Annotated in this window: 23 protein-coding genes and 1 pseudogene; 17 read left to right on the top strand and 7 right to left on the bottom strand. The window is 41.5% G+C overall.

Annotated features, from left to right (window positions below; genetic code table 11):
• Positions 1-159 precede the first annotated feature (159 nt).
• Both AAEZ00_RS02815 and AAEZ00_RS02810 read left to right on the top strand, forming a co-directional pair.
• On the top strand, positions 160-408 hold the full coding sequence (locus AAEZ00_RS02815; RefSeq protein ID WP_101032751.1) for a DUF3297 family protein: 249 nt from the start codon (positions 160-162) through the stop codon (positions 406-408).
• A gap of 292 nt (positions 409-700) precedes the next feature.
• The gene (locus AAEZ00_RS02810; RefSeq protein WP_101032750.1) at positions 701-1,345 is read left to right on the top strand and encodes a LysE family translocator; all 645 of its coding nucleotides are present in this window, start codon (positions 701-703) and stop codon (positions 1,343-1,345) included.
• A gap of 466 nt (positions 1,346-1,811) precedes the next feature.
• Here AAEZ00_RS02810 and AAEZ00_RS02805 read toward each other — a convergent pair whose 3' ends face one another.
• The 3 genes from AAEZ00_RS02805 to trmH form a co-directional block, all read right to left on the bottom strand.
• Positions 1,812-2,861 (bottom strand): potassium channel family protein, encoded by a 1,050-nt coding sequence (locus tag AAEZ00_RS02805; protein WP_157822211.1) that lies wholly within the window; start codon positions 2,859-2,861, stop codon positions 1,812-1,814.
• 772 nt (positions 2,862-3,633) lie between these two features.
• Positions 3,634-4,242, bottom strand: a complete 609-nt coding sequence (locus tag AAEZ00_RS02800; RefSeq protein WP_124013809.1) for a DsbA family protein — start codon at positions 4,240-4,242, stop codon at positions 3,634-3,636.
• Positions 4,243-4,304: 62 nt separating this feature from the next.
• Positions 4,305-5,051, bottom strand: a complete 747-nt coding sequence (gene trmH / locus AAEZ00_RS02795; protein WP_351078547.1) for a tRNA (guanosine(18)-2'-O)-methyltransferase TrmH — start codon at positions 5,049-5,051, stop codon at positions 4,305-4,307.
• A gap of 301 nt (positions 5,052-5,352) precedes the next feature.
• Between trmH and AAEZ00_RS02790 the strand changes: the two genes are divergently transcribed.
• The 8 genes from AAEZ00_RS02790 to AAEZ00_RS02755 all read left to right on the top strand — a co-directional run bounded on the left by AAEZ00_RS02790 (position 5,353) and on the right by AAEZ00_RS02755 (position 14,948).
• Positions 5,353-5,739, top strand: a complete 387-nt coding sequence (locus tag AAEZ00_RS02790) for a ribosome recycling factor family protein (protein WP_351088309.1) — start codon at positions 5,353-5,355, stop codon at positions 5,737-5,739.
• A gap of 286 nt (positions 5,740-6,025) precedes the next feature.
• Positions 6,026-7,120, top strand: coding sequence for a zinc-binding metallopeptidase family protein (locus AAEZ00_RS02785; RefSeq protein ID WP_351078544.1), 1,095 nt, complete (start codon positions 6,026-6,028; stop codon positions 7,118-7,120).
• A gap of 151 nt (positions 7,121-7,271) precedes the next feature.
• The gene (locus AAEZ00_RS02780) at positions 7,272-8,726 is read left to right on the top strand and encodes a circularly permuted type 2 ATP-grasp protein (RefSeq protein ID WP_351088308.1); all 1,455 of its coding nucleotides are present in this window, start codon (positions 7,272-7,274) and stop codon (positions 8,724-8,726) included.
• The gene (locus AAEZ00_RS02775; RefSeq protein ID WP_351088307.1) at positions 8,723-9,649 is read left to right on the top strand and encodes an alpha-E domain-containing protein; all 927 of its coding nucleotides are present in this window, start codon (positions 8,723-8,725) and stop codon (positions 9,647-9,649) included. The genes AAEZ00_RS02780 and AAEZ00_RS02775 overlap by 4 nt, the downstream gene beginning before the upstream one ends.
• 614 nt (positions 9,650-10,263) lie before the next feature.
• Positions 10,264-10,476 carry a transcription antiterminator/RNA stability regulator CspE gene (gene cspE, locus AAEZ00_RS02770; protein ID WP_101032744.1) on the top strand — a complete coding sequence of 71 codons (213 nt, stop codon included), beginning with the start codon at positions 10,264-10,266 and terminating at the stop codon, positions 10,474-10,476.
• Positions 10,477-11,001: 525 nt separating this feature from the next.
• Positions 11,002-11,232, top strand: a complete 231-nt coding sequence (locus AAEZ00_RS02765; protein WP_101032743.1) for a hypothetical protein — start codon at positions 11,002-11,004, stop codon at positions 11,230-11,232.
• 332 nt (positions 11,233-11,564) lie between these two features.
• Positions 11,565-13,751 carry an OsmC domain/YcaO domain-containing protein gene (locus AAEZ00_RS02760; protein ID WP_351088306.1) on the top strand — a complete coding sequence of 729 codons (2,187 nt, stop codon included), beginning with the start codon at positions 11,565-11,567 and terminating at the stop codon, positions 13,749-13,751.
• A gap of 288 nt (positions 13,752-14,039) precedes the next feature.
• Positions 14,040-14,948, top strand: a complete 909-nt coding sequence (locus AAEZ00_RS02755; RefSeq protein WP_351088305.1) for a LysR family transcriptional regulator — start codon at positions 14,040-14,042, stop codon at positions 14,946-14,948.
• A 69-nt stretch (positions 14,949-15,017) separates the two neighbouring features.
• Here the strand turns inward: AAEZ00_RS02755 and AAEZ00_RS02750 are convergent, their stop codons facing one another.
• Positions 15,018-16,139 (bottom strand): DcaP family trimeric outer membrane transporter, encoded by a 1,122-nt coding sequence (locus AAEZ00_RS02750; RefSeq protein ID WP_351088304.1) that lies wholly within the window; start codon positions 16,137-16,139, stop codon positions 15,018-15,020.
• 294 nt (positions 16,140-16,433) lie between these two features.
• Here AAEZ00_RS02750 and AAEZ00_RS22405 point away from each other — a divergent pair.
• Positions 16,434-16,766 (top strand): annotated as a pseudogene (locus AAEZ00_RS22405) (OsmC domain/YcaO domain-containing protein); the annotation flags it as partial.
• A 446-nt stretch (positions 16,767-17,212) separates the two neighbouring features.
• Here AAEZ00_RS22405 and AAEZ00_RS02745 read toward each other — a convergent pair.
• Positions 17,213-18,040 carry a DODA-type extradiol aromatic ring-opening family dioxygenase gene (locus tag AAEZ00_RS02745; protein WP_124013816.1) on the bottom strand — a complete coding sequence of 276 codons (828 nt, stop codon included), beginning with the start codon at positions 18,038-18,040 and terminating at the stop codon, positions 17,213-17,215.
• Between the two features lie 205 nt (positions 18,041-18,245).
• Here AAEZ00_RS02745 and AAEZ00_RS02740 point away from each other — a divergent pair, with 205 nt between their 5' ends.
• Complete coding sequence (locus tag AAEZ00_RS02740; RefSeq protein ID WP_124013817.1) at positions 18,246-19,151, top strand: LysR family transcriptional regulator; 906 nt, start codon at positions 18,246-18,248, stop codon at positions 19,149-19,151.
• A 330-nt stretch (positions 19,152-19,481) separates the two neighbouring features.
• Positions 19,482-19,634 (top strand): helix-turn-helix domain-containing protein, encoded by a 153-nt coding sequence (locus AAEZ00_RS02735; protein ID WP_124013842.1) that lies wholly within the window; start codon positions 19,482-19,484, stop codon positions 19,632-19,634.
• A gap of 204 nt (positions 19,635-19,838) precedes the next feature.
• Here the strand turns inward: AAEZ00_RS02735 and AAEZ00_RS02730 are convergent, their stop codons facing one another.
• Positions 19,839-21,314 carry a CotH kinase family protein gene (locus tag AAEZ00_RS02730; protein ID WP_351088303.1) on the bottom strand — a complete coding sequence of 492 codons (1,476 nt, stop codon included), beginning with the start codon at positions 21,312-21,314 and terminating at the stop codon, positions 19,839-19,841.
• Positions 21,315-21,584: 270 nt separating this feature from the next.
• On the opposite strand from AAEZ00_RS02730, the gene AAEZ00_RS02725 reads away from it, so the two are divergent.
• Positions 21,585-21,833 (top strand): hypothetical protein, encoded by a 249-nt coding sequence (locus AAEZ00_RS02725; protein WP_124013819.1) that lies wholly within the window; start codon positions 21,585-21,587, stop codon positions 21,831-21,833.
• 80 nt (positions 21,834-21,913) lie between these two features.
• On the opposite strand, the gene AAEZ00_RS02720 is transcribed toward AAEZ00_RS02725, so the two are convergent.
• On the bottom strand, positions 21,914-23,116 hold the full coding sequence (locus AAEZ00_RS02720) for an ammonium transporter (RefSeq protein ID WP_124013820.1): 1,203 nt from the start codon (positions 23,114-23,116) through the stop codon (positions 21,914-21,916).
• Between the two features lie 927 nt (positions 23,117-24,043).
• On the opposite strand from AAEZ00_RS02720, the gene AAEZ00_RS02715 reads away from it, so the two are divergent.
• The 3 genes from AAEZ00_RS02715 (at position 24,044) to AAEZ00_RS02705 (ending at position 25,674) form a co-directional block, all read left to right on the top strand.
• On the top strand, positions 24,044-24,586 hold the full coding sequence (locus AAEZ00_RS02715; RefSeq protein ID WP_124013821.1) for a carboxymuconolactone decarboxylase family protein: 543 nt from the start codon (positions 24,044-24,046) through the stop codon (positions 24,584-24,586).
• Between the two features lie 146 nt (positions 24,587-24,732).
• The gene (locus tag AAEZ00_RS02710) at positions 24,733-25,380 is read left to right on the top strand and encodes a DsbA family oxidoreductase (protein WP_124013822.1); all 648 of its coding nucleotides are present in this window, start codon (positions 24,733-24,735) and stop codon (positions 25,378-25,380) included.
• 105 nt (positions 25,381-25,485) lie between these two features.
• A complete protein-coding gene (locus AAEZ00_RS02705; protein ID WP_206191872.1) occupies positions 25,486-25,674 on the top strand; it encodes a hypothetical protein in 189 nt (62 codons plus the stop codon).
• The last annotated feature ends 189 nt before the right edge of the window (positions 25,675-25,863 follow it).

Genomic DNA, 25,863 nt, shown 5'->3' with positions numbered 1-25,863 from the left:
ACAGACACTTAGCTTAACAATGATGCTTAGCGTTTATGATTCCTATTTCCCTGACAGACAGTATCTTTTCGGTGCGACTCACATTTATGACTGCCGCTATTGAGCATCAGGCCAGTATTGCCTACAATGGCGCACGCTTTATTCACTGCAGACCAGACCATGAACGACACTACATCGAAACCAGCTTTACCGGATCGCCTTTCTTCAAATCCACGTAGCCCACATCATGTGGCAGCGATTTTTGAGCACGAGATTGGTATTTTGTTCAACGGCAAAGAGCGTGCTGATGTCGAGGAATATTGTATCAGTGAAGGCTGGCTAAAAGTCGCGGCGCATAAAGCGTTGGATCGTCGTGGGCAACCACTTATGACAACGGTTAAAGGCAAGGTTGAAGCATTTTATAAGTAGGAGGAGAGTCACATTCTCTTACCGTTAAAAATGAAAGGCTAGCCGTCAGGGCTGGCCTTTACTCTTTGGGCGCCAAAAATCACTGGGCTCAGAGTCAAGGTCATTCTATTGTTTGCTATTGTTTTAGCTTGTTTTTATACTGCTTTGGTTTATCCCTACTTAATATTCTTCCCGTAAACAAACCCTGCCAACTGTCGTGCTCATTTAAATACAATATGACTTTCATTCATGTTGAATAGCTGTAAGATCCGCGCCTTATTTTCCCGTCTTAATAGTGGTTGTTTGTGTTTTTATGATGATTGATCTGGCTTTGCTTCCTTTATATTTAACCACTGTGGTCGCGTTATTGTTAATTCCTGGACCTGACATGCTGTTGATTGCTAGTTCTAGTTTGAGCTATGGCCGCAAAGTGGGGGTTTATGCCAGCTTTGGTAATGCCACCTCAGGACTTATTTTAACCTTACTTGCTGCAATGGGCGTGTCTGCATTAGTGGCAATGAATCCAATGGCGTTAGAGCTATTACGGGTATTGGGCGGCGCTTATTTACTTAAAATGGGCTGGGATTGCATGCGCAGTAGCGCGAGCGATGCGCCGGAAATTAAGTCGCAGAATAACATCGCTAAATTACTCTATCGCCGCGCGGTGATGAGCAATCTACTAAACCCTAAAGCGTTGATATTTTTTGTGTTATTTTTGCCGCAGTTTGTTTCTACTCAGATCAGTGCCAGTTCAGGTGAACAAATGCTGGCATTAGGCCTGCTGCTTAATGTTATTGGGTTGTCGTTCAATTTGTTGCTGGTGGCTCTAGTGGGAAGTTTGGGTCAACCATTGCTGAAAAACGAAAAATTCCGCACATATCAAAATAAGTTTATGGGGATGATATTTTTTGCTTTGGCGATCTGGTTACTGGCGTCGCAAGTGCAGAGTATCGGTTAACTGTGTTTTCAGATGGTTACGTACCATTTGAAAATAAGTGCGACCAGTCAATAAGTGAGGCTAGAGCACTTTTTTGAGCTCTTATTTAAAAGCTGGATTACGCTGTGGGTGCATTAAGCTGTCGACATACAAATTAGGGATGATGACAGCTTAATAAACCAACCTGCTTATGCCGATCTCAGGTTAATGTGTAAAGTCTTTAAAAATAACTGACATCAGCCACCAACATTACAAACAGCTCCTTTCAACGCGTATATTTCGCTGATTGCATCGATTGATCCCGTTCTTAATCGAACATCATTTTCAGACTTTCTCTTACCAAGCTTTACTCGCCGAGGTGGCCATTTGTTGATGTAAAAAGACAATATCGACTATGGCGATGAGATATTGATCAAAAAGTTAATTTAGCGCCCCAACGTGTCCTAGCAAAATATATTTCACTAGCCAATTGAAGGCGCTTTTTTGCTTAAAATCCGTTTTGGTCGAAGGTTATTCGGTCTAACGCAATATAGTAAAGGAAAGTGCTTTTCCCCACTGGGAGTACTTCATCGTCGTCTGGATTAATCGCCAGCGTTTTGCCAAGCTTATCATTGGCTACCCCAATGAAAATCGCGTTGTGATTACCTTTGATGAAGGCCGCGACATCGGCCACAGTGCGCGGCTTTGACAATACCACTTCTTGTGCATGCATTGTTTGGCCAGAATTGGTTAGCAAGCTTTGGAACGCCAGGTCTGAGCCGCTATCTTGAAGTGACCGCACCAGCTTTTCATTTTTGTTGGAGCTGAGCACCTCGATAGGTTTATTTAGCTGTCGCAGGGCTTGTGCTTGGTCTTCGTTATCGATAAAAGTAGCGATAAAACTGTTTTCACTCACCTTGGTTGAATAGTGAACCGCCAAGCTGAAGTTGCGGTCATCATTCTCTAAGTCGATAGCAATTTTGTCGGCGCTACTAATGCAGACTTTGTTAAGTACGTCTTGATCATGCAAATTGTCGACTGACAAGTATTTGATTTTTTCGTTATCAGGGAACGGGTGAGCAAAGTCGCCATTGGTAAGCAATACAATGGTTCTGTCGGGTCGGTTATGATCATCAAGGATAAGTTGGATGAGCTTTCTCGACTTCTCAGCAGTGCTACAAATCAGAATAATGTGACCTTGCAGTGCGGTGATATTTGATTTTCCCGTCATGTGTAAATTCCAACCGTTAAAGATAAATTTGCCCATTTTGCCGATCAGTATACTGAACAACACAAAATTAACGGGTAAGTAGTAAAATGTTAAAAGCATTTTGCCAGCAAGTGTTTCGGGGTAAATGTCGCCATACCCAAGCGAACTTGCGGTAACTACGCTCCAGTAAATGAAGTTAAGTGGAGATGAGACGATGTTGCTTTCACCCGCAAGTGAGAAGCCGAAATAACCAAGCACTCCGCAAGCCAACAGCAAGATAAATAACGAGCTGTTACGTGTTCGGGTGATCTCAAGTCCAAATCGCCGGATAAAATTAAAGATGAGCATGAACCACTCCCTTATGTGCAGTTTGTCGATGACGCGAGTAAAAAAAGCTGTATCGATACCGTTTTTTTCGGCCCAGACGCTCAGAGATATCGCAATAGTCGGAGTCATTATCCAGACACCAAGAACATGAATATACGGCATTTGGGCTTATGGGGTAACCGCTGACACGAAATACAAGACAGGCATATGAAACAAGTAAAGCCCGAAGGTGTACATTGATATGTTTCTAGTGCATTTTTTAGCACCCAGATTAAACACGTTATGTGTGTTCGCAAGGCTGTGAATGCTAATAATTGGCATAGCCGCGAAAAACATCAACATGTAGTCGCAAAGAATCTGCTTGGTGGGGAATAACTGACAAATGATAAGGTCGTGACCCATTATCTTTGCTGCAGTTAGGTTTATAGTGTCCTGAACGCACAGTATCGTGAAAAACCCAAACCCAAACCCAAACCCAAACCCAAAAAATGAGCGTGACTAAAGCAGCAAACTTAGCGAGCAAAGAGGGGTGGGATAAAGTAATCAACATTATCCCGTTGTGAACATCATCAAGAGACAAGCCAACGACAAAGCCTATTGAACACTCTGTAGACTTTAGAGGTCGAATTTTATCAACATAGTAGTGGCGCTATCTTTAATAACGCTCTAAAGAGGATAAAAAACCCGAGCTGGATCCGACATTGGCACAAACGGACACTGAGTCATGTCCATATCCTAGTTAATGGCGGTGATAGATAAAGCTAGTTAACTCTTTATTTAGTTAACTCTTTATTTACTTAATGGCGGCGATCTCTTTTTCAACCGCAGCGACTACGGCTTGAGGGTCGCTAAGATATTGTGAGTGATCGATAAAGATGGCGTTATCATTAACTGTCATTACCATTACGGGGAAGCCCGTGGTGCCGATGATTTGTTGGATTTCTTCTATATCTTCTAGTACGTATTCTGCATCCGTACTGAGCTCATCTTTAAACACTTTATTTGATGGTGACAGTTTAAACTTCTCTACGATGTCAGTGAAGTCGTGTTTATTATCCAGCGGATTGCCTTCAATGAAGTGTGCTCTTTGTATCGCATTGAGCACGGGCAATTGCTTGTCAGCTTGCTTACTCTGCACCCATCCCATCAAGTTTGCGGTCTTGATTGAGTTTTTAGGACTGTTTACATAGCGAAGATGATCTCTACCAAATTTAAGCCCACTAATTTTTGCCGCGGCTTGCATCTGCTCTTCGCCAGCACTGTCTTTGCCGATGTAATGCGCGCTATGTAGCAAGTGTACATTCATGTCTGGATAGGCTTGTTGCAATGCGTTGACCAAAGGTGTGGCTGCGTAGCTCCAAGGGCAATGTGAGTCGTAGATAAAATAAAGCTCAGTAGTCATTAAGTTAATTCTTGTTTGCGATCAGATAAGCTGATCCTAAATAGTTTGTTGGCATTATACAATCATTGAATCTGCGGGGTTTCGTCAGGGGTTGAATCAATCTCGCTCTTGGCTAGCAGCGCTTGCGGATCGGGGGCGCGCATTCGCTGCCACCATGCACTGTCGGCGACAATTTGCCCTTGCTGATCGATAGCGGGGTAGGGGATTTGTTTACGGCGACAGGCATTGGCGTAGATGGGATGACCTTGTTCAAACAGCATAGTTTGGCAGTAAACGTGATCAAGTTTACGAGTGCCGTACATATTGGCCTGTTCGCGTTGGCGCTGGGCTTCATACATTACTAATGCGGCAGCCACTGACACATTGAGTGATTGCACCATGCCTCTCATGGGGATGATGATGTGTTGGTCGGCCGCTTCAATCGCTTCTGCGCTGACGCCATCACGCTCATTACCCATTACGATGACGGTTGGCTGGGTATAATCTATCTCGCGAAAATCCACTGCAGCATCTGAAAAAGTGGTGGTTAACACCTGCATTTTTTGTGCTTTAAATGCGTGATTAGCTTGAGCAAATGTGTCGTGTTTGACTGTGTTAACCCACTGTTGGCTTCCAGAGGCGGTATTACCAGATACCCGCATATCAATATCGGGCCACACGGCATGAATTTCATAAATTCCCACACAGTCAGCAGAGCGAAGAACCGCCGCAATATTATTGGTCATATGCACTTTATCAAGGCAAACCGTTAAGTCGACTTGTCGATTATCAAGCATCTGATTTATTCGGGCAAAACGTTCTGGGCTCATGGGGCAATTCTACTTAATGTTATTCAACACATTTTAACCTTTGCTTTCAACAAAAAAGCGCCCAATACGTCTGAAAAGCGATTAATATTGATAGCAAGGTGATCATTCGTGCGCCATTATAACGTTAAAATGCTAACCCTAAAACGCCATTGATCTCAGCAAGCGCATTTTTAGATGATAAGTGTTGCCAGAAATCACAATATCTCTTTTTTAATTTATGCTGATAAATGATAGAGAAATAACTGTTTTTTTAGCTAATCAAGCTAGCTAATGACAACCCAATAGATTTTCACCGTAGGCCATGACCGAAGATATTACTATCCGATTACCTTCTCTGATCCACCGAATAGGCGGCGAGAAAACCAAGCAAGCTAAAACGATAGCGCTGCAATATGACTGCGAGGTTAAGCGTGTGCGTCGATCTCGACATTGGGGGGTATCAGGTGAGGCTATGAAGATTCAGTCGTTTACAGAGCGATTAAAATTAGAAAGTGATGTTAGTTTTGGTTACCTTATCCACAAGATTGAAACCGCACTGCTTGGTCATGCCGACAAGTTAGAACCTTTGGAGGCAAAGCTTGTGCGTTTGATTAATGACCAGCCAAATATCACCTTGAGCGAACTGATCCACCTTACTCAATGCACCATGGCAGAAGCCAGGATTGCACGTTTTAATATCGAATTATGAGCTTAAGTGGACTATTTTTATTATAATACGCTAATAATTGCCCCTATTATCTATTGGATTATTGATACTCATCAGTTACCCATTCGTTATCAATAATCTTGAGATTATTGTTTAAATAGTTTAATGGTAAGCAAGTTGAAGCGCTTGTTCGATAGGTTTTTTTACTCAAAAAAACAGTCTTTTTTGAGGTTGTAAATGGTGCTGAATGGTCATTGCGCTAACGTTTAAATTAGCCCATGATGCTGAGTTATGTTCAGTTTGAGTTTGTTCATTAAGGAATTCACGTTTGAAGACGTTTTCTTGTCAATGTGGAAGCACTTTACACTTTGCTAATAGCAAGTGCGTATCATGCAGTTTGCTATTGGGGTTTATCCCCGAAGAACAGCAACTCAGTGCATTTACTAAAAACCGTAACGGGCAACTGCAAGCATCCAGTAATGGTTTGTTATATAGGCAGTGTAAAAACTATTCCCAATATGATGTATGTAATTGGATGGTCCCGATTCAAGATAGTCATGAGCTATGTGTGTCTTGTCGTCTGACAGAAACCATACCCAATCTTGCTGATGAAAATAACATCAAGTTGTGGTTTCGTATGGAGCAAGCTAAAAGACGTTTGCTGTATACTTTGCTTAAGCTTAATTTGCCGGTGATTAACCGATTTACTGACCCTATTTCTGGTTTAGGTTTTGCGTTTTTAAAAGATCAGGTCGAGGATGAATTTGGCAATGAATTAACGGTTAAGAACTATGTCTCTACCGGGCATAATTCTGGGTTGATCACCATTAATTTAGATGAGGCTGATTCGGCTTCTCGCATTCAGATGCGGGAAATGATGCAAGAGCGCTATCGCACTTTGGTCGGTCATTTTAGACACGAGTCGGGTCATTATTTTTGGGATCGCTTGATAAAAAACTCTCCTCGCTTGGATGAGTTCAGAGCGTTGTTCGGCGACGAACGCTTAGATTACGCCGATGCCATGCGCCAGTATTATCAAAACGGACCTTCTAATAATTGGCAAAATGTGTGGATAAGTGCTTATGCCAGTATGCACCCATGGGAAGATTGGGCTGAAACGTGGGCGCATTATTTACACATGGTCGATACGCTTGAAACCGCCAATGACTTCCAATTTAGTGTATCGGGCAACCTAGTTGCTAACCCGTTAGTGAATTCGGCTGATTATAGCCAAACCTATACATCGACTAGCTTCACCCATTTGTTTAATGATTGGTGCCGGTTAACCGCAGTGCTAAATGCTTTGAATCGCAGTATGGGGATGGACGACGCCTATCCATTTGTTATTTCAATTACCGCGCTAGATAAACTGCGTTTTGTTCATGAAATTATTACCGGCGATAACGGTGATATCTCAGCTTAAATCAAGCAAATTGTTAACGAGAGAAGGCTATGTTTTTGCCAATAAAGTGTAAAATATATTTTATACTTTGTAAAAAAAAATGAATTAATCCGATAAAAATTCTAAATTATGCCTATAATGGTTGTTTGAAAAGCAACCAATGAGGGTATATATGACTATTGAATGGAATGATTACAATGTCGTCAACTACCACGACGAACTCGTTAATAATCATGGGGTTCCAAGACCCTACGCTATTGATTTGTGTCATTACTTAAGCTCTCTTTCTGACTCCGAAATCATTGAATATAAAGCGGCTGCAGATTCAGCTATTCACGTCATGGGTATTACTTTTCGGGTATACAATGATGAAGAAGGTTCAATCGATCGCGCATGGCCGTTTGATATTATCCCGAGATTAATCGATAAAAAAGAATGGCAACAAATTGAGATAGGACTGAAGCAGCGAGTGAAAGCGCTGAATATGTTTATCAATGACTTATACAATGAGCAAAATATTATTAAAGATGGGGTTTTCCCCGCTGATTTGCTGAATAAATCCAAGAACTTCTTACCGCAATGTAAAGGATTCACCCCGCCACTTGGCATTTGGGCACACATTTGCGGCTCTGATTTGGTCAGGGATAATGAAGGTACCGTGTATGTGCTGGAAGATAACTTAAGAGTGCCTTCTGGTGTGTCTTACATGTTGGAAAATCGTTTAGTGATGAAGCGAGTTTTTCCAGAAATGTTCGAAAAATACAGCATCTTACCCATTGATGATTATCCATCTCAGCTTTACGACATGTTAGCCGAAATGTCCCCCAGAGAGATTGAAGAACCTGAAATAGTGGTTCTTACCCCAGGTATTTATAACTCAGCCTATTTTGAACACGCCTACCTTGCCCAGCAAATGGGAGCCGAACTCGTTGAAGGCAGTGATTTGGTGGTTGAGGACGATAATGTTGTCTATATGCGTACTATTGAAGGCTTATCTCGAGTGGATGTTATTTATCGTCGAATTGATGATGAGTTTCTTGATCCTGAAGTCTTTAACCCTGAGTCTACCTTAGGCGTGCCGGGTCTTATGCGTGCTTGGAAAGCTGGCAATGTTGCATTAGCCAATGCGCCGGGGTCTGGCGTAGCCGATGATAAAGTCGTGTACGCCTATGTGCCTGATATTATTAAATACTACTTGGATGAAGATGCACTGATAGCCAACGTGCCCACATACAAGTGTTTTAATGATGAAGAGCGTGAATACGTGCTCAAAAACATTGACAAAATGGTGGTTAAACCTGCCAATGAATCCGGTGGCTATGGCATGTTAATTGGACCTCATGCTTCAGTAGCAGAACATGAAGAATTTAGAGCGTTAATTAATGAAGACCCCAGGAATTATGTCGCTCAACCTATGCTGATTTTATCTACTGCTCCAACGTTGTTTGATACTAAAGTAGAGCCTCGTCATCTGGATTTGCGCCCCTTCATTCTTAGTGGCAAGAATGCCACGGTCACCGCAGGTGGTTTGACGCGAGTCGCAATGCGCAAGGGGTCTACCGTGGTGAACTCATCACAAGGTGGTGGCAGTAAAGATACTTGGATTGTCGATATGGAGTCATTATGAGCATGCTTTCAAGGGTTGCAAGTACCCTATACTGGCAGGCACGTTATTTAGAGCGAGCCGAAAACACCGCGCGCTTAATCAATGTTAACTCTCATATGCTATTGGATTTGCCCAAAAGTGTGGTGTTAGGTTGGGAGCCGATTGTCGATATTTTGTCTAATCGTGAGTTGTTTTATTCCTTACATGATGACGCAACCGAGCATGCGGTTATTAGCTTTATGGTTACTGACAAAGCAAACCCAAGCTCTATTATTAGCTCTATTAGCGCCGCGCGTGAAAATGCTCGTACTATTAGAGAGATTATTCCACGGGAAGCTTGGGAACAAATTAATGCGTTATACCTATATGCTATGGAAAGTCAGCATGAAGTGTTCTCTCGACACAAACGTTATAACTATTTAAGCAAAATTATTTTAGGTAACCAAACGATCACCGGTATGTTGTCTGGAACCATGACACATGATGATTGTTATGAGTTTCTTTGCATCGGTAGCAACATTGAACGTGCAGACATGACTACTCGGATCATTGATGTGCGCTCCGCTTCTTTGTTGCCTGATATCGAACATGAACAATCGGCTTTTGACAATATTCAGTGGATGAGTGTCTTAAAATCGTTAACGGGCTATCAAATGTATCGCCGAGAAGTGCGTTTACGTATTAACCGAGCCGATGTGTTGAAGTTTTTGCTGCAAGAAGAACACTTCCCTCGTTCATTAAGGCATGCATTACAACAGATTGAAGGCAGATTAGAACGCTTACCTCGTAATCATGATATTACTAAGGCGTTGCAAGGCGCGAATCAACAGTTGATGTCTGCCAAGCCGGAAAAGCTTAAGCAGGACAAGCTTCATGATTTTATCGATCTAATGCAGATTGAGTTAGATAATTTGCATGACAGCATCAATCAAACCTATTTTTAGTCACATAGAGATAGTCTGCAGTATCGTTTCATAGGAAACGGGTAAATTTATCCTAGTCGTCTTATCCCACCTTTTTTGGCTTTATAATTAAAATGTGGGGTAAGGCTGATATTTTTATTCAGAACAAAAACATTAGCAAAGTGATTTTTTTGTGACCGTTAATCAAATGCGTTTATAAATAAACCTAACTATCCGCCTTTAAGTTACTGTAATAAATAAGTTATTGGTGGTTATTTTGCTTAATTGCTGCTGAGGTAATTGGCCTTTTTGTTGCGTTTTATCGTGGTAAGTTGGGGCTGTTTACTAAAATCAGATGCCCAGAGCATTGATGTTTAAGTCATGTTTAAGTCATGTTTATAGTCATGTTCACCATCATTTTAACGATTTTACACATTAAGCCTTTACAATATCCAAAACTACTGTAATATATCTCGTGCTCTGACATTCAGAGTTATTAATGAACATCAAGTAAAAGAAAAGCCTTAGAATCTCTTCGTTATCGTTGTTATCCTCTGTGTTTCCCTTAGCTTCATCGTGACATTCAATAATTCAAGCTCGAGCGCATCGCATTTTCGCGACAGATTGATTAAATTTAAATATATAAGGGACACAAAATGTCTGATAAAACAACTGGTTTAGTAAAATGGTTTAACGAAGATAAAGGTTTTGGCTTTATTACTCCTGATAATGGCGGCGCTGATGTGTTTGTTCATTTCCGTTCAATCACTTCAGAAGGTTTCAAAACTTTAGCTGAAGGCCAAAAAGTTTCTTTCGATGTTGAGCAAGGCCAGAAAGGCCCACAAGCTGCTAACGTAGTAGCTGTGTAACTCGACTTTGTAAGATAACGCAAACGGTTTAACGACTGTTTGCGTTTTTTTATGTCTATAATTTAATGATTTATCCTTTTTTCAATATGTATTTTCAATATGCTAAGTACCTTAAACAGCTTAAGTGCTTGCAATGCTTTTAAATATATTTAACATAGTTAAGCGTTTACAATTGTTAAGCATTTACAATAGTTAACCACTTCCAATATCTCCTTTTTATCCGTTTTATCCGTTTATCCTTTTCTGCATCGATTGTTAATAAAACGCCTGAATAAAAACACATAAGCCCAACTCCAATTTTGACTATCCTTAAATTAACGGGGATCGCCATTGCTGGGTTAATGCGCCTTAAATTGAATAGCTTGCGCCGCTCTGAAGGGTTCAGGTAATAGATCTGATTGGCATGATGCTCACGTTGTCGATCCACTCTATAATTCCCCAGTTTCTGTTGATCTGGATCAACGCTTAGGATCGTAAATCAATTCATTATATTAGCTAAGCTGAATACTGGTGGGTGAAGTCATAATGTCAGATAATAAACTCATTTTAGTCTTAAAATTATGCATCACTATGGGCATTAGCTTAATTTTGTTAGGGATTTATTGCCATAACTTCAGTGAAACGATTGAGATGATGGGCGTCAAAGGGATTATGATTAGTGCTATGTGTGTCGCCATTGGTATGGCGTTGTCATTGCCGACTAAAATGTACCTGACCTTTATATTGGTTAAGCGTGAAACCGAAAAAAGCCAATAATCAATTGTGGTTGTTTAGGAGGGGGCGGACTGCGTCCTGCTAGGGACAGCTTCGCTGCTAAAACTTATAGCATCTAGCAGCGAAGCGACCTAGAACCTAGGAATAGTGATACCTTGGCGTTTGAATAGAAAACAGTGAAATCCTCAAGGTATTCTGTCTTAATAAGGATCTCCACGATTCGCTTTGCAACTCACTAACATCGTTTATCCCGCGAAATCGCTTTGTTGTGATCATTTATTAATTAACTCAAGACTCTTGGGTCAAAAACACCGATAATTGTCCCTAATTATACAAGCAGGCCGATTGGCTGCGCACGACTGTGGATATATTCAATGGAAATCAAAGTAAATTTTCTCGACAACCTGAGACTCGAAGCTAAATTTGACGACTTTACCGTTACGACCGATCAACCTATTCGCTACAAAGGTGATGGTTCAGCTCCCAGTCCTTTTGATTATTTCTTGGCTTCGTCAGCCCTTTGTGCAGCCTACTTTCTCAAGGTGTATTGTAAAGCCCGTGATATTTCGACTGATAATATCAAACTATCGCAAAACAACATTGTTGACCCTGAGAATCGCTACAACCAAATTTTTCAAATTCAGGTTGAATTACCGGATGATATTTCCGATAAAGATCGCGAAGGTATTTTACGTTCTATCGACCGCTGTACGGTTAAAAAAGTGGTACAAACGGGTCCTGAATTCAAAATCGAAACGGTTAAAAAACTAGACGCAGACGCCAATGCCATGCTGATGGGCCAACCCGACGGCGATGCGAGCACGTTTATTTTAGGCAAAGATTTACCGCTTGAACAAACCATTAAAAACATGACCGGCTTGTTAGCCGACCTGGGTATGAAAATCGAAATATCGTCATGGCGCAACATTGTGCCTAATGTTTGGTCTTTACATATTCGTGATGCAGCGTCACCAATGTGTTTCACCAACGGCAAAGGTGCGACCAAAGAAAGCGCGCTATGCTCGGCTTTAGGTGAGTTTATTGAGCGTCTTAATAATAACTTTTTCTATAACGATCAATTCTTTGGTGAAGAGATCGCTAATAGCGAGTTTGTCCATTATCCCAATGAAAAATGGTTCCAACTGGAAGACGATGACGTGCTTCCTGCTGGCATGTTAGATGAATACTGTTTAGACATCTATAATCCAGACGATGAGCTATGTGGCTCACACTTGATTGATACTAACTCAGGTAATATTGATCGCGGTATTTGTGCGATTCCCTATACTCGCCAATCAGATGGCGAAACCGTGTTTTTCCCGTCTAACTTAATTGAAAATCTATTTTTAAGTAACGGCATGAGTGCGGGTAACAACCTGCAAGAAGCGCATGTTCAGTGCTTATCTGAAATTTTCGAGCGTGCGGTAAAACGTCAAATTATTGAGCAAGAAATTATTCTGCCAGACGTGCCAATGGCAGTGTTAGAAAAGTATCCAAGTATTTTAGCGGGCATTAAGGGGCTTGAAGCTCAGGGCTTTCCTATAGTGGTGAAAGATGCTTCTTTAGGCGGCCAGTTCCCAGTGATGTGCGTGACATTGATGAACCCAAGAACCGGTGGTGTATTTGCCTCATTTGGTGGCCACCCGAGTTTTGAAGTGGCGTTAGAGCGTAGCTTAACCGAGCTGTTGCAAGGCCGCAGTTTTGAAGGCTTAAACGATGTGCCAAAACCGACCTTTAATAGCATGGCGGTCACTGAGCCAGAAAACTTTGTTGAGCACTTTATCGATTCAACAGGGGTGATTTCTTGGCGCTTCTTTAGCAGTAAGTTTGACTATGAGTTCTGTGAATGGGACTTTTCCGGCACTAGCGAAGAAGAAGCCAAAGGCTTATTTGGTATTTTAGAAGCCATGAGAAAAGAAGTGTATATTGCCGAATTTACTGATTTAGACGCATCTGCTTGTCGTATTTTAGTACCTGATTATTCGGAAGTTTATCCTGTAGATGACTTGATTTGGGATAATACAAATAAAGCACTAGATTACCGCAAAGATATCTTAAACCTGCATTCATTAAGCACTAAAGCGTTAGCTAAGTTAGTTAATCGTTTAGAAGAGAGTCAGTTAGATAACCATACCGATATTCGAACCTTAATTGGCATTGTGTTCGACGAAAATACGGCTTGGGGTCAGTTAACCATTATTGAATTGAAGATCCTGATTTATCTCGCGTTAGGTTCCCACGGCGACGCCATTGAGTTAGTCGGCGAGTTCTTACAGTTTAACGACAACACTGTTCAGCGTGGGTTGTTCTATCAAGCAGTAAACGCTGTGCTTGAAGTGACCTTGGATGAAGACTTAGAGCTTGAGCACTTTATCGGTAACTTTAACCGCATGTTTGGTCAAGAAGTCATGGACAATGTGGTGGGGTCAGTTAATGGCACGGTACGCTTTTATGGCCTCACAAAAACCAGCATGCAGCTAGAAGGCATTGAGCCCCATTTACGCTTGATTGAAAGTTACAAAAAACTGCATCAAGCCCGTAAAGCGAAAGCTGGGATATAAATACTCATTGAGTTGAGCGCTAAGCGTAAGTTCATTGTGATAACAAGAGTAATAGCGAACCAAACGGTTCGCTTTATTTTTTGTTGAAACGAATAGACCTAAAAACCATCCATTCATGTTCATCTCCAGGCACTAATATTACTTTATGGTGAGCCTCCCCATAGGCAATGAAAATAAATATTGTTCACAAAGTTGTAACCATACAATCTACATTATTTTTTACTTCTGGTATTATGTCGCAAATGAAATTTATTTTTTCTTTTTGTGACATAATCGAAGGCTAATAGCATGGTGGCAAAAGCGGATGACATAATTTTATTTGTCATGGTTGTAGAAGCAGGATCGTTTACAAAAGTGGCTGAAAAGCTCAGTTTGACTAACTCAGTGGTGAGCAAACATATTGCAAGGCTTGAGCAAGATGTGAATACACAACTGCTCTATCGCACGACAAGGAAATTAGCTTTAACGGATGCAGGAGCAACATTTTATGGTAAAGCGCGATTAGCCAAAATAGCATTTCAAGAGGCGGCCGATGCGATATCTGGCTACAGTGATGATGTGCGAGGCACGATCAAACTGACCATTCCAGTAGTGCCAGCAAGGTTAGTATTAAATAATGCATTAGCTGATTTTTGTCGCGATTACCCCAACGTCGATGTTGATTTGACCATAGCTGACCAATTCGTTGATATTCTTGATCAAGGTTATGATTTAGCAATAAGAACGGCTCATCTTGTTGATTCGTCTTTAATTGCAAGGCGCTTAATTGATTCCGATTGGTTGGTGTGTGCCACACCTGAATATTTAAAACAAAACGGTACTCCACTGGCCCCGCAAGATCTGGCTAAACATAGCTGCTTACTTTATCACTATGAAAGTAGTGGCGTGGATCAATGGGTATTTAAAAATGCTGAGGGTAATTACACGGTAAATGTGCAGGGTCGATTCCGATCAAATAACCTTGAGTCGTTAAGGCAAGCAGCGTTAGCGCATTTTGGCATTGCTTATCTTCCCCAAGCGCATATTTATGAAGATTTACAGGCAAATAACTTAATCGCTCTACTGACTGAGCATAGTGGCAAAGATTTAGGCATTTATGCGGTATACCCGAGCACAAGACTGCCTGACAAAAAAATTAAATTATTGATTGAATACTTTCGCAAAGCTTTTCACTCAAAAAAGGATTATTTTTACTAATTAGCAGTATAAATAAAAACTCGATAGATACTGCCCGTAAATGAGCAATACCTATCGTAGTCTGGGAACTTAGAAAGCGTATTTAGCGGATAATTGTAGATAGTCTGAATCTATGTCAGTCATGCCTTCGTCTTCAATGGCATAATTACCTAGCTCGACACCCACACTTAACTCAGGGGTAACGTTAGTGATTAAGTTAACGCCCCAATGTGCGCGACTTTTGTTTGTCTCATCCGTTTCTGCTGTGCCATAAAATGCGGTAGAACGCAAAGTATCAGTCCAGAAATGACGATAAGCGACAGTAAATGCAGTCGTTGACTCTACTACTGTTTCTCCTTGGTCATCAGTAACAATATCTGGTGTCAAACCAGCAGCAGTATATCGGCCAGACTCACCTACGGTAACTTGGAAACGTAAATCGTCTTTACCAACCGTTTTAATCACGCCGGCTACATTGGCTGCCACGGCAACCTCATCAATTCCGCCTTGGTCCACTTTTCTAACCAGCGCCCCTACAGATAATTGACCCCAGTCCGCTTTATGATCGTAGCGGGCGACAAAATCTGGGATAGACTCATCTTTGTCGGCTTGATCGCCAGTTACACCGACACCACTTGATGATGCACCAATACTTCCGTTGCCATTGGTTTCTGGATTTTCAATAGAAAATTGCCAAGCGCCATAGGTGTAGCGTAATTGTGTTTGTCTAATAAACACTTCGCCAACATGTGGTCCACCAAAATCTAGCGCTTCTGGTAATGCATGTAATGGCATAAATGTGGTCCAAGTTTGACCGGCCAACCAGTTTTTATAACTAATAAAAAAATGTCTTAAACGTGGGTTTGAAGAGTTACTCACTACTTCGTTACCGCCACCACCGTACATATCTACTTCAACAAATCCAGATATATCACCGTGTTGAACTTTTAAATTTACGCGTGATTCTTTGACATTAAAACCCGTATGAGATGTATCGACAGGTACACCTGATGGGAAGTTAGCAATCCAATAATCTTGATAAGCAATATCGCCATTCACATGACGGACATCCACTTTTGCATAGCCACCCAAGGTCACTTTAGTATCTTGTCCTGCAACAGTATCAGTCATTAACTCTATGCCAGCATTAGCTTGCATGCTTGCAGCTAGTGCTGTGAGTAAAAATAGGTTTTTGTATTTTTTATGTGTCATTTGTTATCCCTCTGTTTCCCCGAAAGCGAAGTGCTAATGTAAAGGGATTTGTTAAAAGGGTAAACTATGTTAATGGACAATGACTTGTTCCAAAAACGCTATAAATAGAAAATCTGCTTATTAATTTACGATAATCGATTAAATAGGAATGAGTAAAATAGGCTCAACAATACGTGGTTACAGCAAGATGGCTGCCAGAGGTGAATTCAACTATATTTCTTTTTTTAGGTTTAAGCTATTGATTAATATTGACTATACACTACAGGTGTTTATGTAAGATGACGTAAGCCTCCACTTTTGGTGTTGTTTTTTTGTGTACATAAAGGCGCCATTGGGCTGGTGGGCGAGCGCTACAATAGGGTACAAGGAGGCTTATTTTATCAAGGCGTCAGCGCAGTGTTAGAAGTGACCTTAGATCAAAATTGAGACCTTGAGCACTTATTGGTAATGCCAATAGCATGTTCGGCAAGGGGAAATCGGCTATGTTGTCGGTTCAGTTACTGGCAAGGTGCATTTTTACGGCCTAACTAAAACCAGCATGCAACTTGAAGGTATTGCGCCATACCCTCGCTTGATTGAGAGCGACAAAAACTGCATCAAGCTCGCAAAATCAACGCTGATATGTAATCGCGTTATTGCCGAGATTTTAGGGTTGTTCATCTTATCTCGGCAGTTTCGACTGTTATAATGTTTTTTTCGTACGTTGAATAGCATCATTTGCTAATGACTATCTACTATCTACTATCTACTATCTACTATCTACTATCTACTATCTACTATCTACTATCTGCTATCTACTATCTACTATCTGCTATTAGCTATCTGCTATTAGCTATCTACTATTAGCTATCTGCTATTCACTATAAAAGTCCTGCTATCGCACCATTATTTTAAGCTTTCTGATCTTACTTTCAATATTCGTTATTAATCACTGAGCGGGGTCGCTTACTTGCACTTGTTGTCTTGTTGGGGATCGCATACGTTTACGCTTACCCACGGTTGTGACTCATTTTTGCAGATTATGCACATTATGCACATTTTTCATATTTTACATATTTTACAGATAGTGGCCATTATTTAGCTTGTGAGTTAAATAAGTAAGACTCCATCGATAGCACACTGAAATCGATGTCGTTCTGTATCACGGTTAAATTATCTTGTGCTGTCACTGCGCCTAATACAAACAGTAAAGGAATGTAGTGTTCGACAGTGGGATGAAAAAAACTGAAATTAGGATACTGTTCTGCTGCGCTGACCAAGGCTTGAACATTGTGATTGATAACATTGTTTCTCACCCATTTTTCAAATTCAGCCACGCGTGGATCCGGTTGACCACCAAAACGTAATGCTCGTAGATTATGGGTGACATTGCCTGAACCGATAACCGCAATGCCTTGCTCGCGTAACGATGTCATGGCTTTGCCCAATTCAAGATAAAAACTCAAATCTGCGTGTTGCGGGATAGACAGTTGAATAACAGGTACTTTTGGATTGGGTAATAAATGCATCAGCGGTGTCCAAACACCATGATCCAGCCCTCGTGTCATATTCACTTGTGTGGACAATCCGCTTTGGGTCAACATAGAGGCAATATCATTGGCGAGTTGGTTATCGCCAATCGCAGGGTACTTTACTTGGTATAATTCGGGCTGAAAGCCATTAAAGTCATAAATGAGTTCTGGCTGGCTTATACCTGTGACTTGCAAAGACGTTGACACCCAATGCGCTGATAATACCAGTACGGCTTTCACCTCGCTAAATTGTTGGCCCACGGCGTTTAACTGCCGTGTGACCGTGGATTCATCAAGCGCTAATGTTGGCGCACCGTGGCCAATAAACATCAGCGGGGCTAACGTTGTTGTCGGTAAACTGGTTGTCGGTAAGCTTGTTGCTGTGTTCATTAGTTGCTCCTGTTAAGTCGGTGAGCCCATTTAATACTGGGCCTGTGGCACTGTCATGCTTGGATTTTCATTATTGAATAAAGACCATGGGATAAGCACTGCGAGAGTATGCGTAATCATACTAAGTTAAACAATTGCAGTAATATTTGATTTATAGTTTAATAAAATTATACAAAAGCTTTGTCGTCATACTAGGGGCCGTCTGATGGATATGCTGAATTTAATGCGCAATTTTGTCGCTGTGGTGGAAGAGGGCAGTTTTACTGCTGCGGCCAAACGCTTGGGTAAAACCAAAGCCTTGCTTAGCACCCAAGTGACACAGTTAGAAACCAAATTAGCAGTAAGATTGTTGCATCGCTCAACGCGCAGTTTAACCGTTACTGAGGCGGGAAATGCATATTGGGGCGAAGCGAAACGTATTCTTGATGATGTTGAAAACTTAGGATCACAGTTACTCAACCAGCATCGTAGTCTAGCGGGCAGTATTCGAATTTCAACGCCAGTGACTTATGGTGAAGAAGTGCTAACGCCTTTTATCAGTTATTTGATTAGTGAGCAACCAAGGTTGCATATCGATATGATGTTAACCGATCGTCATGTCGATTTGGTCAATGAAGGGTACGACTTAGCGATCCGTGTCGGTCGTTTAAAAGATTCAAATTTGATCGCACGCCCGTTAGGACAAACGCGATTAGTGACCTGTGCCTCAGCCTCGTTTATTGAAAAATACGGCCTAGCGGATCACCCCGATCAACTGTGCGATCTGCCTTGTGTGGTGGACAGTAATTATCCTCATTTACAGCAGTGGCACTTTACTCAAGCGGATGACACTGTCGTGGTTAATGTTAACAATGTTGTGACAGTCAACAATGCTCGTTCGGCCACGGCTCTTGCGTTAGCCAATACGGGGATTGTCGCCGTGCCTGAATTTATTGTCAAAAAGCAGCTCCAAAATGGTGAGTTAATTGAGGTGTTGACGGGGTTTGAGCTGGGTACGTTGCCGGTTCATGTACTTTATCCGAGCCGCAAGCACTTATCCGTTAAGGTGAGCTATTTTATCGAGAAACTACTCCAATACTTTGAGCCGGATAAATCCTCCCCAATTAAATAATCAGGGGTAGAACAGCATTGCTGCCATGTTTGCCATCCCAGAGTGTGGCATCTAGTCATGAAAAAGCGCGCCGCTATGCCTTAATGGCGTACTCACGTTATAACCGCAGCGCGGGATATAAGAAGCAATAAATTGTCGAAATAAAGAGTCGAAATAAATAGATAAAATCAGCCTATTTTCAAGGTGAAACCATCAGGTTGACGCTCTTTGGCACCGCTAGATGGGGGATTAACCTTTTCATGTTTGAAGCGTTTGCCAAGGGCAGTGGATTGAAGCAGAAGATTTACCGCATGAAGTCGCCGCGGTTATTAGCGGTAAACTTGGGACACAATTAAACCGATAAAAGAGGTTGAGCAAGACTATATTCTCACAGTCCTTGCGTTATGTGATGGAGATAAGCACAAAGCCGCTCATGCTTTGCAAATGGGCTTTGCAACCCTGTATCGAAAACTCAGTGAATATAAAGTAACCCATTGCGAATAGGACAGTATGAAGCTTTAATATGCTAAATTTATGATGTGAGTTGTATTTTATCTAAATGATTCTATTTGTTATTTTTATATTTACAGTGCGATTTAGCTGGGGCTTATGCCCTAAGTTAAGTCGTTAGAGATTGAGTCGTTAGGGATTGAGTGGTTAACATTAGTTTACGCAGCCAGTATTGACTGACTGCTTTTGGGTTTATTATTATTGCTTATCTAAATAGCTGTCTACTGCAGTCGCTCTATCTTCGGCGTGTTCTATAAGCTCATCGATAGCGCGATAAAAATCACTGCTACTTTCTAAGAAGCTGTAACCCGATATCTCGGTGGTTGCATAGGGCGAAATTAATGCAGAGTAAGTATTATAGCTTGCTTGTATTTTATTGGTTTCGAATGCGTCACTTATCACCGCGAGTAAAAATTGATTATAGCGGTCACGATACACATCATCGGTATACAATATTGAAATGAGTGGCCAGCTAGCGGAGTTCAAGTTTGAAAAGTCTAACGCCAATGCGCCACTTTGCTTACCGTTTTGCAATGCTTCGTTGTTTTCCCAAGGGATCCAAGTCAGTTTTGAGGTGTCTGGATTGTTGTATAAATAGTAATTATGCGGCATTAAGCCGTAAGTATCCCAGTTTTGAATTATGCCATTAACGGCTAGATATTTTAAAAATACATCAACGTCAAATACCGCTTCAAGGTTAGCGCGCCATGTTGCCGGATCGCTAGTGGCGGTATCGTCGTGTAAGGCAGTAAAGAGGGCTTGGATATCAGACCAATCTTCGTCGTCTTCGTTGGTTTTTTTCTCAAAGTCTTCCTGGTTAAATGACCCTTCAACAAACATTGCACCATCGTCTTCGGGTTTGTATAAGTTACCGTCGTCACTAGAAAATTGCGTATCAATTAAGCTGTCGTCAACTTCTTCAACTAGGGTGTATAAACCAAAGTATTCAGGGCCGTCACCATGGTCGACATATAAGGTATAAAAGCCAGTGTGAGACACAGCTAGACCAGCATCTTTAAACACGTCAGCGGCGACTTTTTCTCGCAACATTGATTCGTCATCAAAGTTATTTTTTAAACTGAGCTTTTTAAAACCATAAAAACGTTGGTTTTTGATTTGTGGATAATCGTCCTCATACTCATCGAAATCAAGTTTAAACGCTAGTTTTAGAATGCCTTGCTGCCAGCTAGTTTGCAGTGATGAGTTGCCTTTAAAGCGAATACCAACGCGATACCATTCGGTGCCGTTATAAAATACTTCAGCAGGCACAAAAATCGGATTTTCATCTGTATCGGTTAAGCCATTGGATGAGGTTCGGCCAAACTCGCCATAGGTTGCGGTCATGTCATCTAACATGCTCTGCCAGCGCGCTTCAGTCACGACGATATCAAAGCGCTTGACTTGGGTGTCATCAAACACCTCGTCAAAGTTTGGTTCGACATTTTTGCTATGGGATTCGTCGGTCCAATCCGTTGCGTCAAAGTCAACGTCGGTAATTTCAGTTTCTGTAGTGGTCGTGGTGACCGTTTCAGTTACGTCGGTACTGTTAACACTGCTGCTATCACTACCACAAGCTGTGAGTATCAAAGCACTACTTAACGTCATGATAAGCAATAGTAATATTGGCTGATTAATTAATCGTTTTGTGCTGGGTAAGTTATTGAGGGCAAACATTGGGCACTCCTAGCAATGGTGTCGCGTTGAAAGCTTAATATGGTTAGCAGTATGTTAGCGCGTAAAAGTGCAAAACCAGTGCAGTAAGCGTGGAACAAAATAGCAGCTTGATAAGAGTGAGATATTACTCAAGGTTGCGTAGGTATGCGCATCGTGGTGGCGGCATTGGCGCACACAGGTACCATATTAATCCACAATGCGATAAAATCTAGGCCAATAATGAGTTACGTCATATCGCTAACTTGGCACTGAAATTTGTAGGGAAAATGAATGAATATTGAAAACGATGTGATAGATAATTTAGCAGAATTAGAGCGTTTTTTACTTTCGGTAGAAAAGGGCGGTTTAGGTTTAGAAGGGGTTGTAGGTGTTGGTATGGCAACCAATAATGCTGATGGTCGTCATTTTGTTGCCGTATTTGGTGACAATCATAAACTGTTATTAACTCGCTGGATAACGGCTGAAATATTTGAAACCGGCAAAGATATGGTGCAACACGGAGTAAAACCAAAGCACTGATAAAGCATACTTACTGATAAATCATCAAGGACAGAAACCAGGTTTCTGTCCTTGATATTAGGCTAGTGAGTCAATTTAGCTTACTTATCTGAATTAGTTGAACCAATTTTGTGTATGGCGAGATCCGCGCCAATAAACTCATCTTCTTGGCTTAAGCGTAAGCTCGATATTTTGTTCACTAAGCCATAAACAATGATACCGCCAACCAGTGCCACTACTACACCTGCAGTACTACCAATAAGTTGCGACATAAAGCTGACCCCACCCAGACCACCGAAGGCTTGTTGACCAAAAATACCTGCCGCGATACCGCCCCATACACCGCATAAACCGTGTAATGGCCACACGCCGAGTACGTCATCGATTTTGTTACTGCGTTGTAATCTTGTGTACACCAAGACAAATAACCCACCAGCCACACCGCCAACCACAAATGCGCCGACAGGATGCATTAAGTCAGACCCCGCGCACACCGCCACTAAGCCTGCAAGGGGGCCGTTATGAATAAAACCAGGGTCATTTTTACCGACAATCAGCGCCACCACAGTGCCACCGACCATGGCCATTAAACTGTTAACCGCCACTAAGCCGCTGATCCCGTCAAGTGTTTGCGCAGACATGACGTTAAAGCCAAACCAGCCGACAATAAGCACCCATGAACCTAAGGCAAGAAAAGGGATATTTGATGGTGCAAAGGCTATTCCTGGTTTGCGGCCGCGTCGAGCACCTAATATATAAATGGCCACTAATGCGAGCCAACCGCCCATAGCATGAACGACCACAGAGCCAGCAAAGTCATGAAACTGTGCCCCAAATTGGCTTTCTAACCATGCCTGAAAACCAAAGTTACCGTTCCACATTATCCCTTCAAACAGCGGATAAACAAAGGCAACAATCAATGCCGAAGCGAGTAAGAAAGGCCTAAAACGGCCGCGTTCAGCAATGCCACCAGATACAATCGCTGGAATGGCTGCTGCAAAGGTCAGTAAAAAGAAAAATTTAACCAGCTGATAGCCATTATCGGTAGTTAAACTTTCAGCGCTGACAAAGAAGTGGCTACCGTAAGCAATTTGATAACCAATGACAAAGTAAGCCATGGCTGAAAAAGCAAAGTCAGTCAAAATCTTTACCAAGGCGTTGACCTGGTTTTTGTGCCTCACGGTGCCCATTTCTAAAAATGCAAAGCCAGCGTGCATGGCTAAAACCATAATTGCACCAAGTAAGATAAACAAGGTGTCTGCACTTTGTGCAATGAGGCCAATAGCATCACTAATATTATTCATTTCAGTTCCCACAAAATGATTCTCTTTTGAAATTCATGCTTTTATAAAGCAAAAGCCATTCCTAAATCACAGCTAAGCCATTATATTATTGACCTTGTATGGTGCAAATATATGAAAATATTGCTTAAGTTATCTGTGTAATGTTCAATATCAGTGCATTATTTGGCGTTTGTCATGGCAAATAATGCGCGTAATGACGGATGTTCATGGCGCGAATGTTTCAATTTGGTGCGTTTCTGCTTGTATTTGGTGCATTGTTCAATGGCTAAATTAACCTTATGTTAACCATTATTATTAAGATAGTTCGTCCATCAAGTCGGTTGATAAATGGATGATCTGACAATCCCAATTCCCAATTCCCAGTAACTAATAACGAATCACGAATCACTAGAACAGAATAATGGGAGTCATATGACAACAGCAAGAGTCGTAGAGGTCGGGATGCTCCCTTTTTGCAAACCTGGTAATCATCAACCTTATCGAGTCATGGCGGCTAAAGCGATAACCGCTATCGCGGCATAAGAGATAGTTTTTTTCACTGTGATGTCTCCAACTCTGGGGGCAATTAATGATCAAAAATTGTATAAGAAACGAATTTTTCTAGCACTTATCAATATATTAGTCTGGATTTCACCCTAGAAAAAGCCAGTCAATGCGCTTGGTTAGCTGATCTTGTACTGGTTATCTATGCGGTTAATGTCACGTACATTAACCGCATAAATGTTATTGGCTTGCATCCTAATTAACGGGCATTTTTAAAATATATCTTCTTGATAAAAATGAATATTTTAACGCTATGAATAAATATTAATACGAATTATGAACGATCGTTCAGAGTTAACTTGAGCGATTGCTCAAATTGATTTATAGTGGTCTCAATTCGAAACGCAACGCGCCTAAATTTATTTAGTTACAAGAGAGAATATTATGACTGCATTTACAATTCACACTGTAGACACTGCACCAGAAGACAGTAAAGCAATGTTAGATGACACTAAAAAGCAAACGGGTATGATACCTAATTTATTTGGCGTGTTAGCCGAATCACCAAGCACGCTTAAGGCTTACCAACAGTTACATCAGGCTTTTTTAGACACATCATTTAACCCTGAAGAGCTAACGGTAGTATGGCAAACCATTAACGTTGAAAACAAATGTACTTACTGTGTGCCTGCACACACAGGTATTGCACATTCAATGAAAGTAGACCCAGCGTTAACTGAAGCATTACGTAATAAAGCGGCGATGCCAAACGCTAAATTACAAGCGTTACAAGATGCGACATTAAGTATCGTACGTAACCGAGGTAACATTTCTGAAGCAGAACTAGCAGCATTCTATGCCGCAGGTTATGGCCAGCAACAAGTGCTAGAAATCATCTTAGGCTTGTCACAAAAAGTGATCAGTAACTACACCAACCACGTGGCAAAAACACCGGTTGACGAGGTATTCAAAAAGTTTGCTTGGTAATTGTTGAGCGACATTTTTAGCGAAAATTATTATTCATGTAGATGAATGAATCCCTAATACCAATGCCTGCGTTATCGCAAATGGCATTGGTATTTTTTTATCACGTTAGAGCAAAAAAGCGTACTTGAAGAGATGAGGACAACCAAATGACAGCAAAGATTAAGCTCGATATTATTTCAGATGTAGTGTGCCCTTGGTGCATCGTCGGTTATAAACACTTAGAAGCGGCGATAAATGAACTTGGGCTGCAAGATCAAGTTGAGATTGAGTGGCAACCATTTGAACTTAACCCAAACATGCCTGCTGAAGGTGAAAATCTGCGTGAGCATTCAGCCAGAAAATACGCTACCACACCAGAAGGTAGCGTTCGTGCACGGGTAAATATTACTCAACAAGGGGCTGAACATGGCTTTCTTTTTGACTATTTTGAACAGATGAAAATGGTTAACACTTTAGACGCGCATGTGTTGTTGGAATACGCGAAAGAGGTCGGTAAGCAAACTGAGCTTAAACTGCGTTTATTCAGCGCCTTTTTTAGCGAACATAAAGATATTTCAAACCGTGAAATACTCACAGCAGAGCTCATTGCTGTGGGGATTAATGCCGCAGAAGCCATGAGTTTACTTGATAACGCTGCAGTGGCAGAACAGGTTCGAGCTAAAGAGGCCCATTGGCAACAACTCGGCATTTCGGGCGTACCTACGGTTATTTTTAATCAATCGAGTGCATTAACTGGCGCGCATCCAGTTGAAGCGTATAAACAAGTTTTGGCCGATTTAGTTGCCCAGCGCTAACTGCGCGAGGGCTACATCGTATGAGTATTGTTAATACTTAACCCGAATTCACATATGGTCTCCTCCCGTATTGCAAGGTATCACTCATCGATAACAGGGACAGGATTGCTGTCATATATACGGTCTTTATATGAAGTTCAAGACTTCTGGCCTCGATGTATTCCGCACATATTGTCCTTATCAGGTTATCGGCCACTGCAAGGTATTCAATCTGGGCATACCGTGTTTATTACCCGTAAATACAGTGTGTCGCCTGCGATGCGCGAGTTTGTAAGTTTGATTGATATTCGTTAACTTGTGTCAATAGCGGCCCTCGACTTCAGTTTATTGCTGTGCCCCGTTAGCAAACGTAGAGCGGATGACGTTTTTTAGCTCAAACATCATCAAGCTTAGGGGGGATATCAGCATGGTTGGAGTTAGCACAAGGTAATGGTAAGTCTTTTTGTGATTGTGGGTCGCTCAAATAGTTGAAACTTAACCTTG

The organism is Shewanella sp. S1-49-MNA-CIBAN-0167 (assembly GCF_040310145.1).
GTDB lineage: Bacteria > Pseudomonadota > Gammaproteobacteria > Enterobacterales > Shewanellaceae > Shewanella > Shewanella psychromarinicola.
Note: the sequence above shows the minus strand (reverse complement) of the source record. Positions and strands in the feature narration are given on the sequence as shown.

Excerpts from the sequence above, each read along its gene's own strand:
- AAEZ00_RS02815 (WP_101032751.1), top strand. The coding sequence starts at position 160 with ATGAACGACACTACATCGAAACCAGCTTTACCGGATCGCCTTTCTTCA.
- AAEZ00_RS02810 (WP_101032750.1), top strand. The coding sequence starts at position 701 with ATGATGATTGATCTGGCTTTGCTTCCTTTATATTTAACCACTGTGGTC.
- AAEZ00_RS02805 (WP_157822211.1), bottom strand. The coding sequence starts at position 2,861 with ATGCTCATCTTTAATTTTATCCGGCGATTTGGACTTGAGATCACCCGA.
- AAEZ00_RS02800 (WP_124013809.1), bottom strand. The coding sequence starts at position 4,242 with ATGACTACTGAGCTTTATTTTATCTACGACTCACATTGCCCTTGGAGC.
- trmH (WP_351078547.1), bottom strand. The coding sequence starts at position 5,051 with ATGAGCCCAGAACGTTTTGCCCGAATAAATCAGATGCTTGATAATCGA.
- AAEZ00_RS02790 (WP_351088309.1), top strand. The coding sequence starts at position 5,353 with ATGACCGAAGATATTACTATCCGATTACCTTCTCTGATCCACCGAATA.
- AAEZ00_RS02780 (WP_351088308.1), top strand. The coding sequence starts at position 7,272 with ATGACTATTGAATGGAATGATTACAATGTCGTCAACTACCACGACGAA.
- AAEZ00_RS02775 (WP_351088307.1), top strand. The coding sequence starts at position 8,723 with ATGAGCATGCTTTCAAGGGTTGCAAGTACCCTATACTGGCAGGCACGT.
- cspE (WP_101032744.1), top strand. The coding sequence starts at position 10,264 with ATGTCTGATAAAACAACTGGTTTAGTAAAATGGTTTAACGAAGATAAA.
- AAEZ00_RS02765 (WP_101032743.1), top strand. The coding sequence starts at position 11,002 with ATGTCAGATAATAAACTCATTTTAGTCTTAAAATTATGCATCACTATG.
- AAEZ00_RS02760 (WP_351088306.1), top strand. The coding sequence starts at position 11,565 with ATGGAAATCAAAGTAAATTTTCTCGACAACCTGAGACTCGAAGCTAAA.
- AAEZ00_RS02755 (WP_351088305.1), top strand. The coding sequence starts at position 14,040 with ATGGTGGCAAAAGCGGATGACATAATTTTATTTGTCATGGTTGTAGAA.
- AAEZ00_RS02750 (WP_351088304.1), bottom strand. The coding sequence starts at position 16,139 with ATGACACATAAAAAATACAAAAACCTATTTTTACTCACAGCACTAGCT.
- AAEZ00_RS02745 (WP_124013816.1), bottom strand. The coding sequence starts at position 18,040 with ATGAACACAGCAACAAGCTTACCGACAACCAGTTTACCGACAACAACG.
- AAEZ00_RS02740 (WP_124013817.1), top strand. The coding sequence starts at position 18,246 with ATGGATATGCTGAATTTAATGCGCAATTTTGTCGCTGTGGTGGAAGAG.
- AAEZ00_RS02730 (WP_351088303.1), bottom strand. The coding sequence starts at position 21,314 with ATGTTTGCCCTCAATAACTTACCCAGCACAAAACGATTAATTAATCAG.
- AAEZ00_RS02725 (WP_124013819.1), top strand. The coding sequence starts at position 21,585 with ATGAATATTGAAAACGATGTGATAGATAATTTAGCAGAATTAGAGCGT.
- AAEZ00_RS02720 (WP_124013820.1), bottom strand. The coding sequence starts at position 23,116 with ATGAATAATATTAGTGATGCTATTGGCCTCATTGCACAAAGTGCAGAC.
- AAEZ00_RS02715 (WP_124013821.1), top strand. The coding sequence starts at position 24,044 with ATGACTGCATTTACAATTCACACTGTAGACACTGCACCAGAAGACAGT.
- AAEZ00_RS02710 (WP_124013822.1), top strand. The coding sequence starts at position 24,733 with ATGACAGCAAAGATTAAGCTCGATATTATTTCAGATGTAGTGTGCCCT.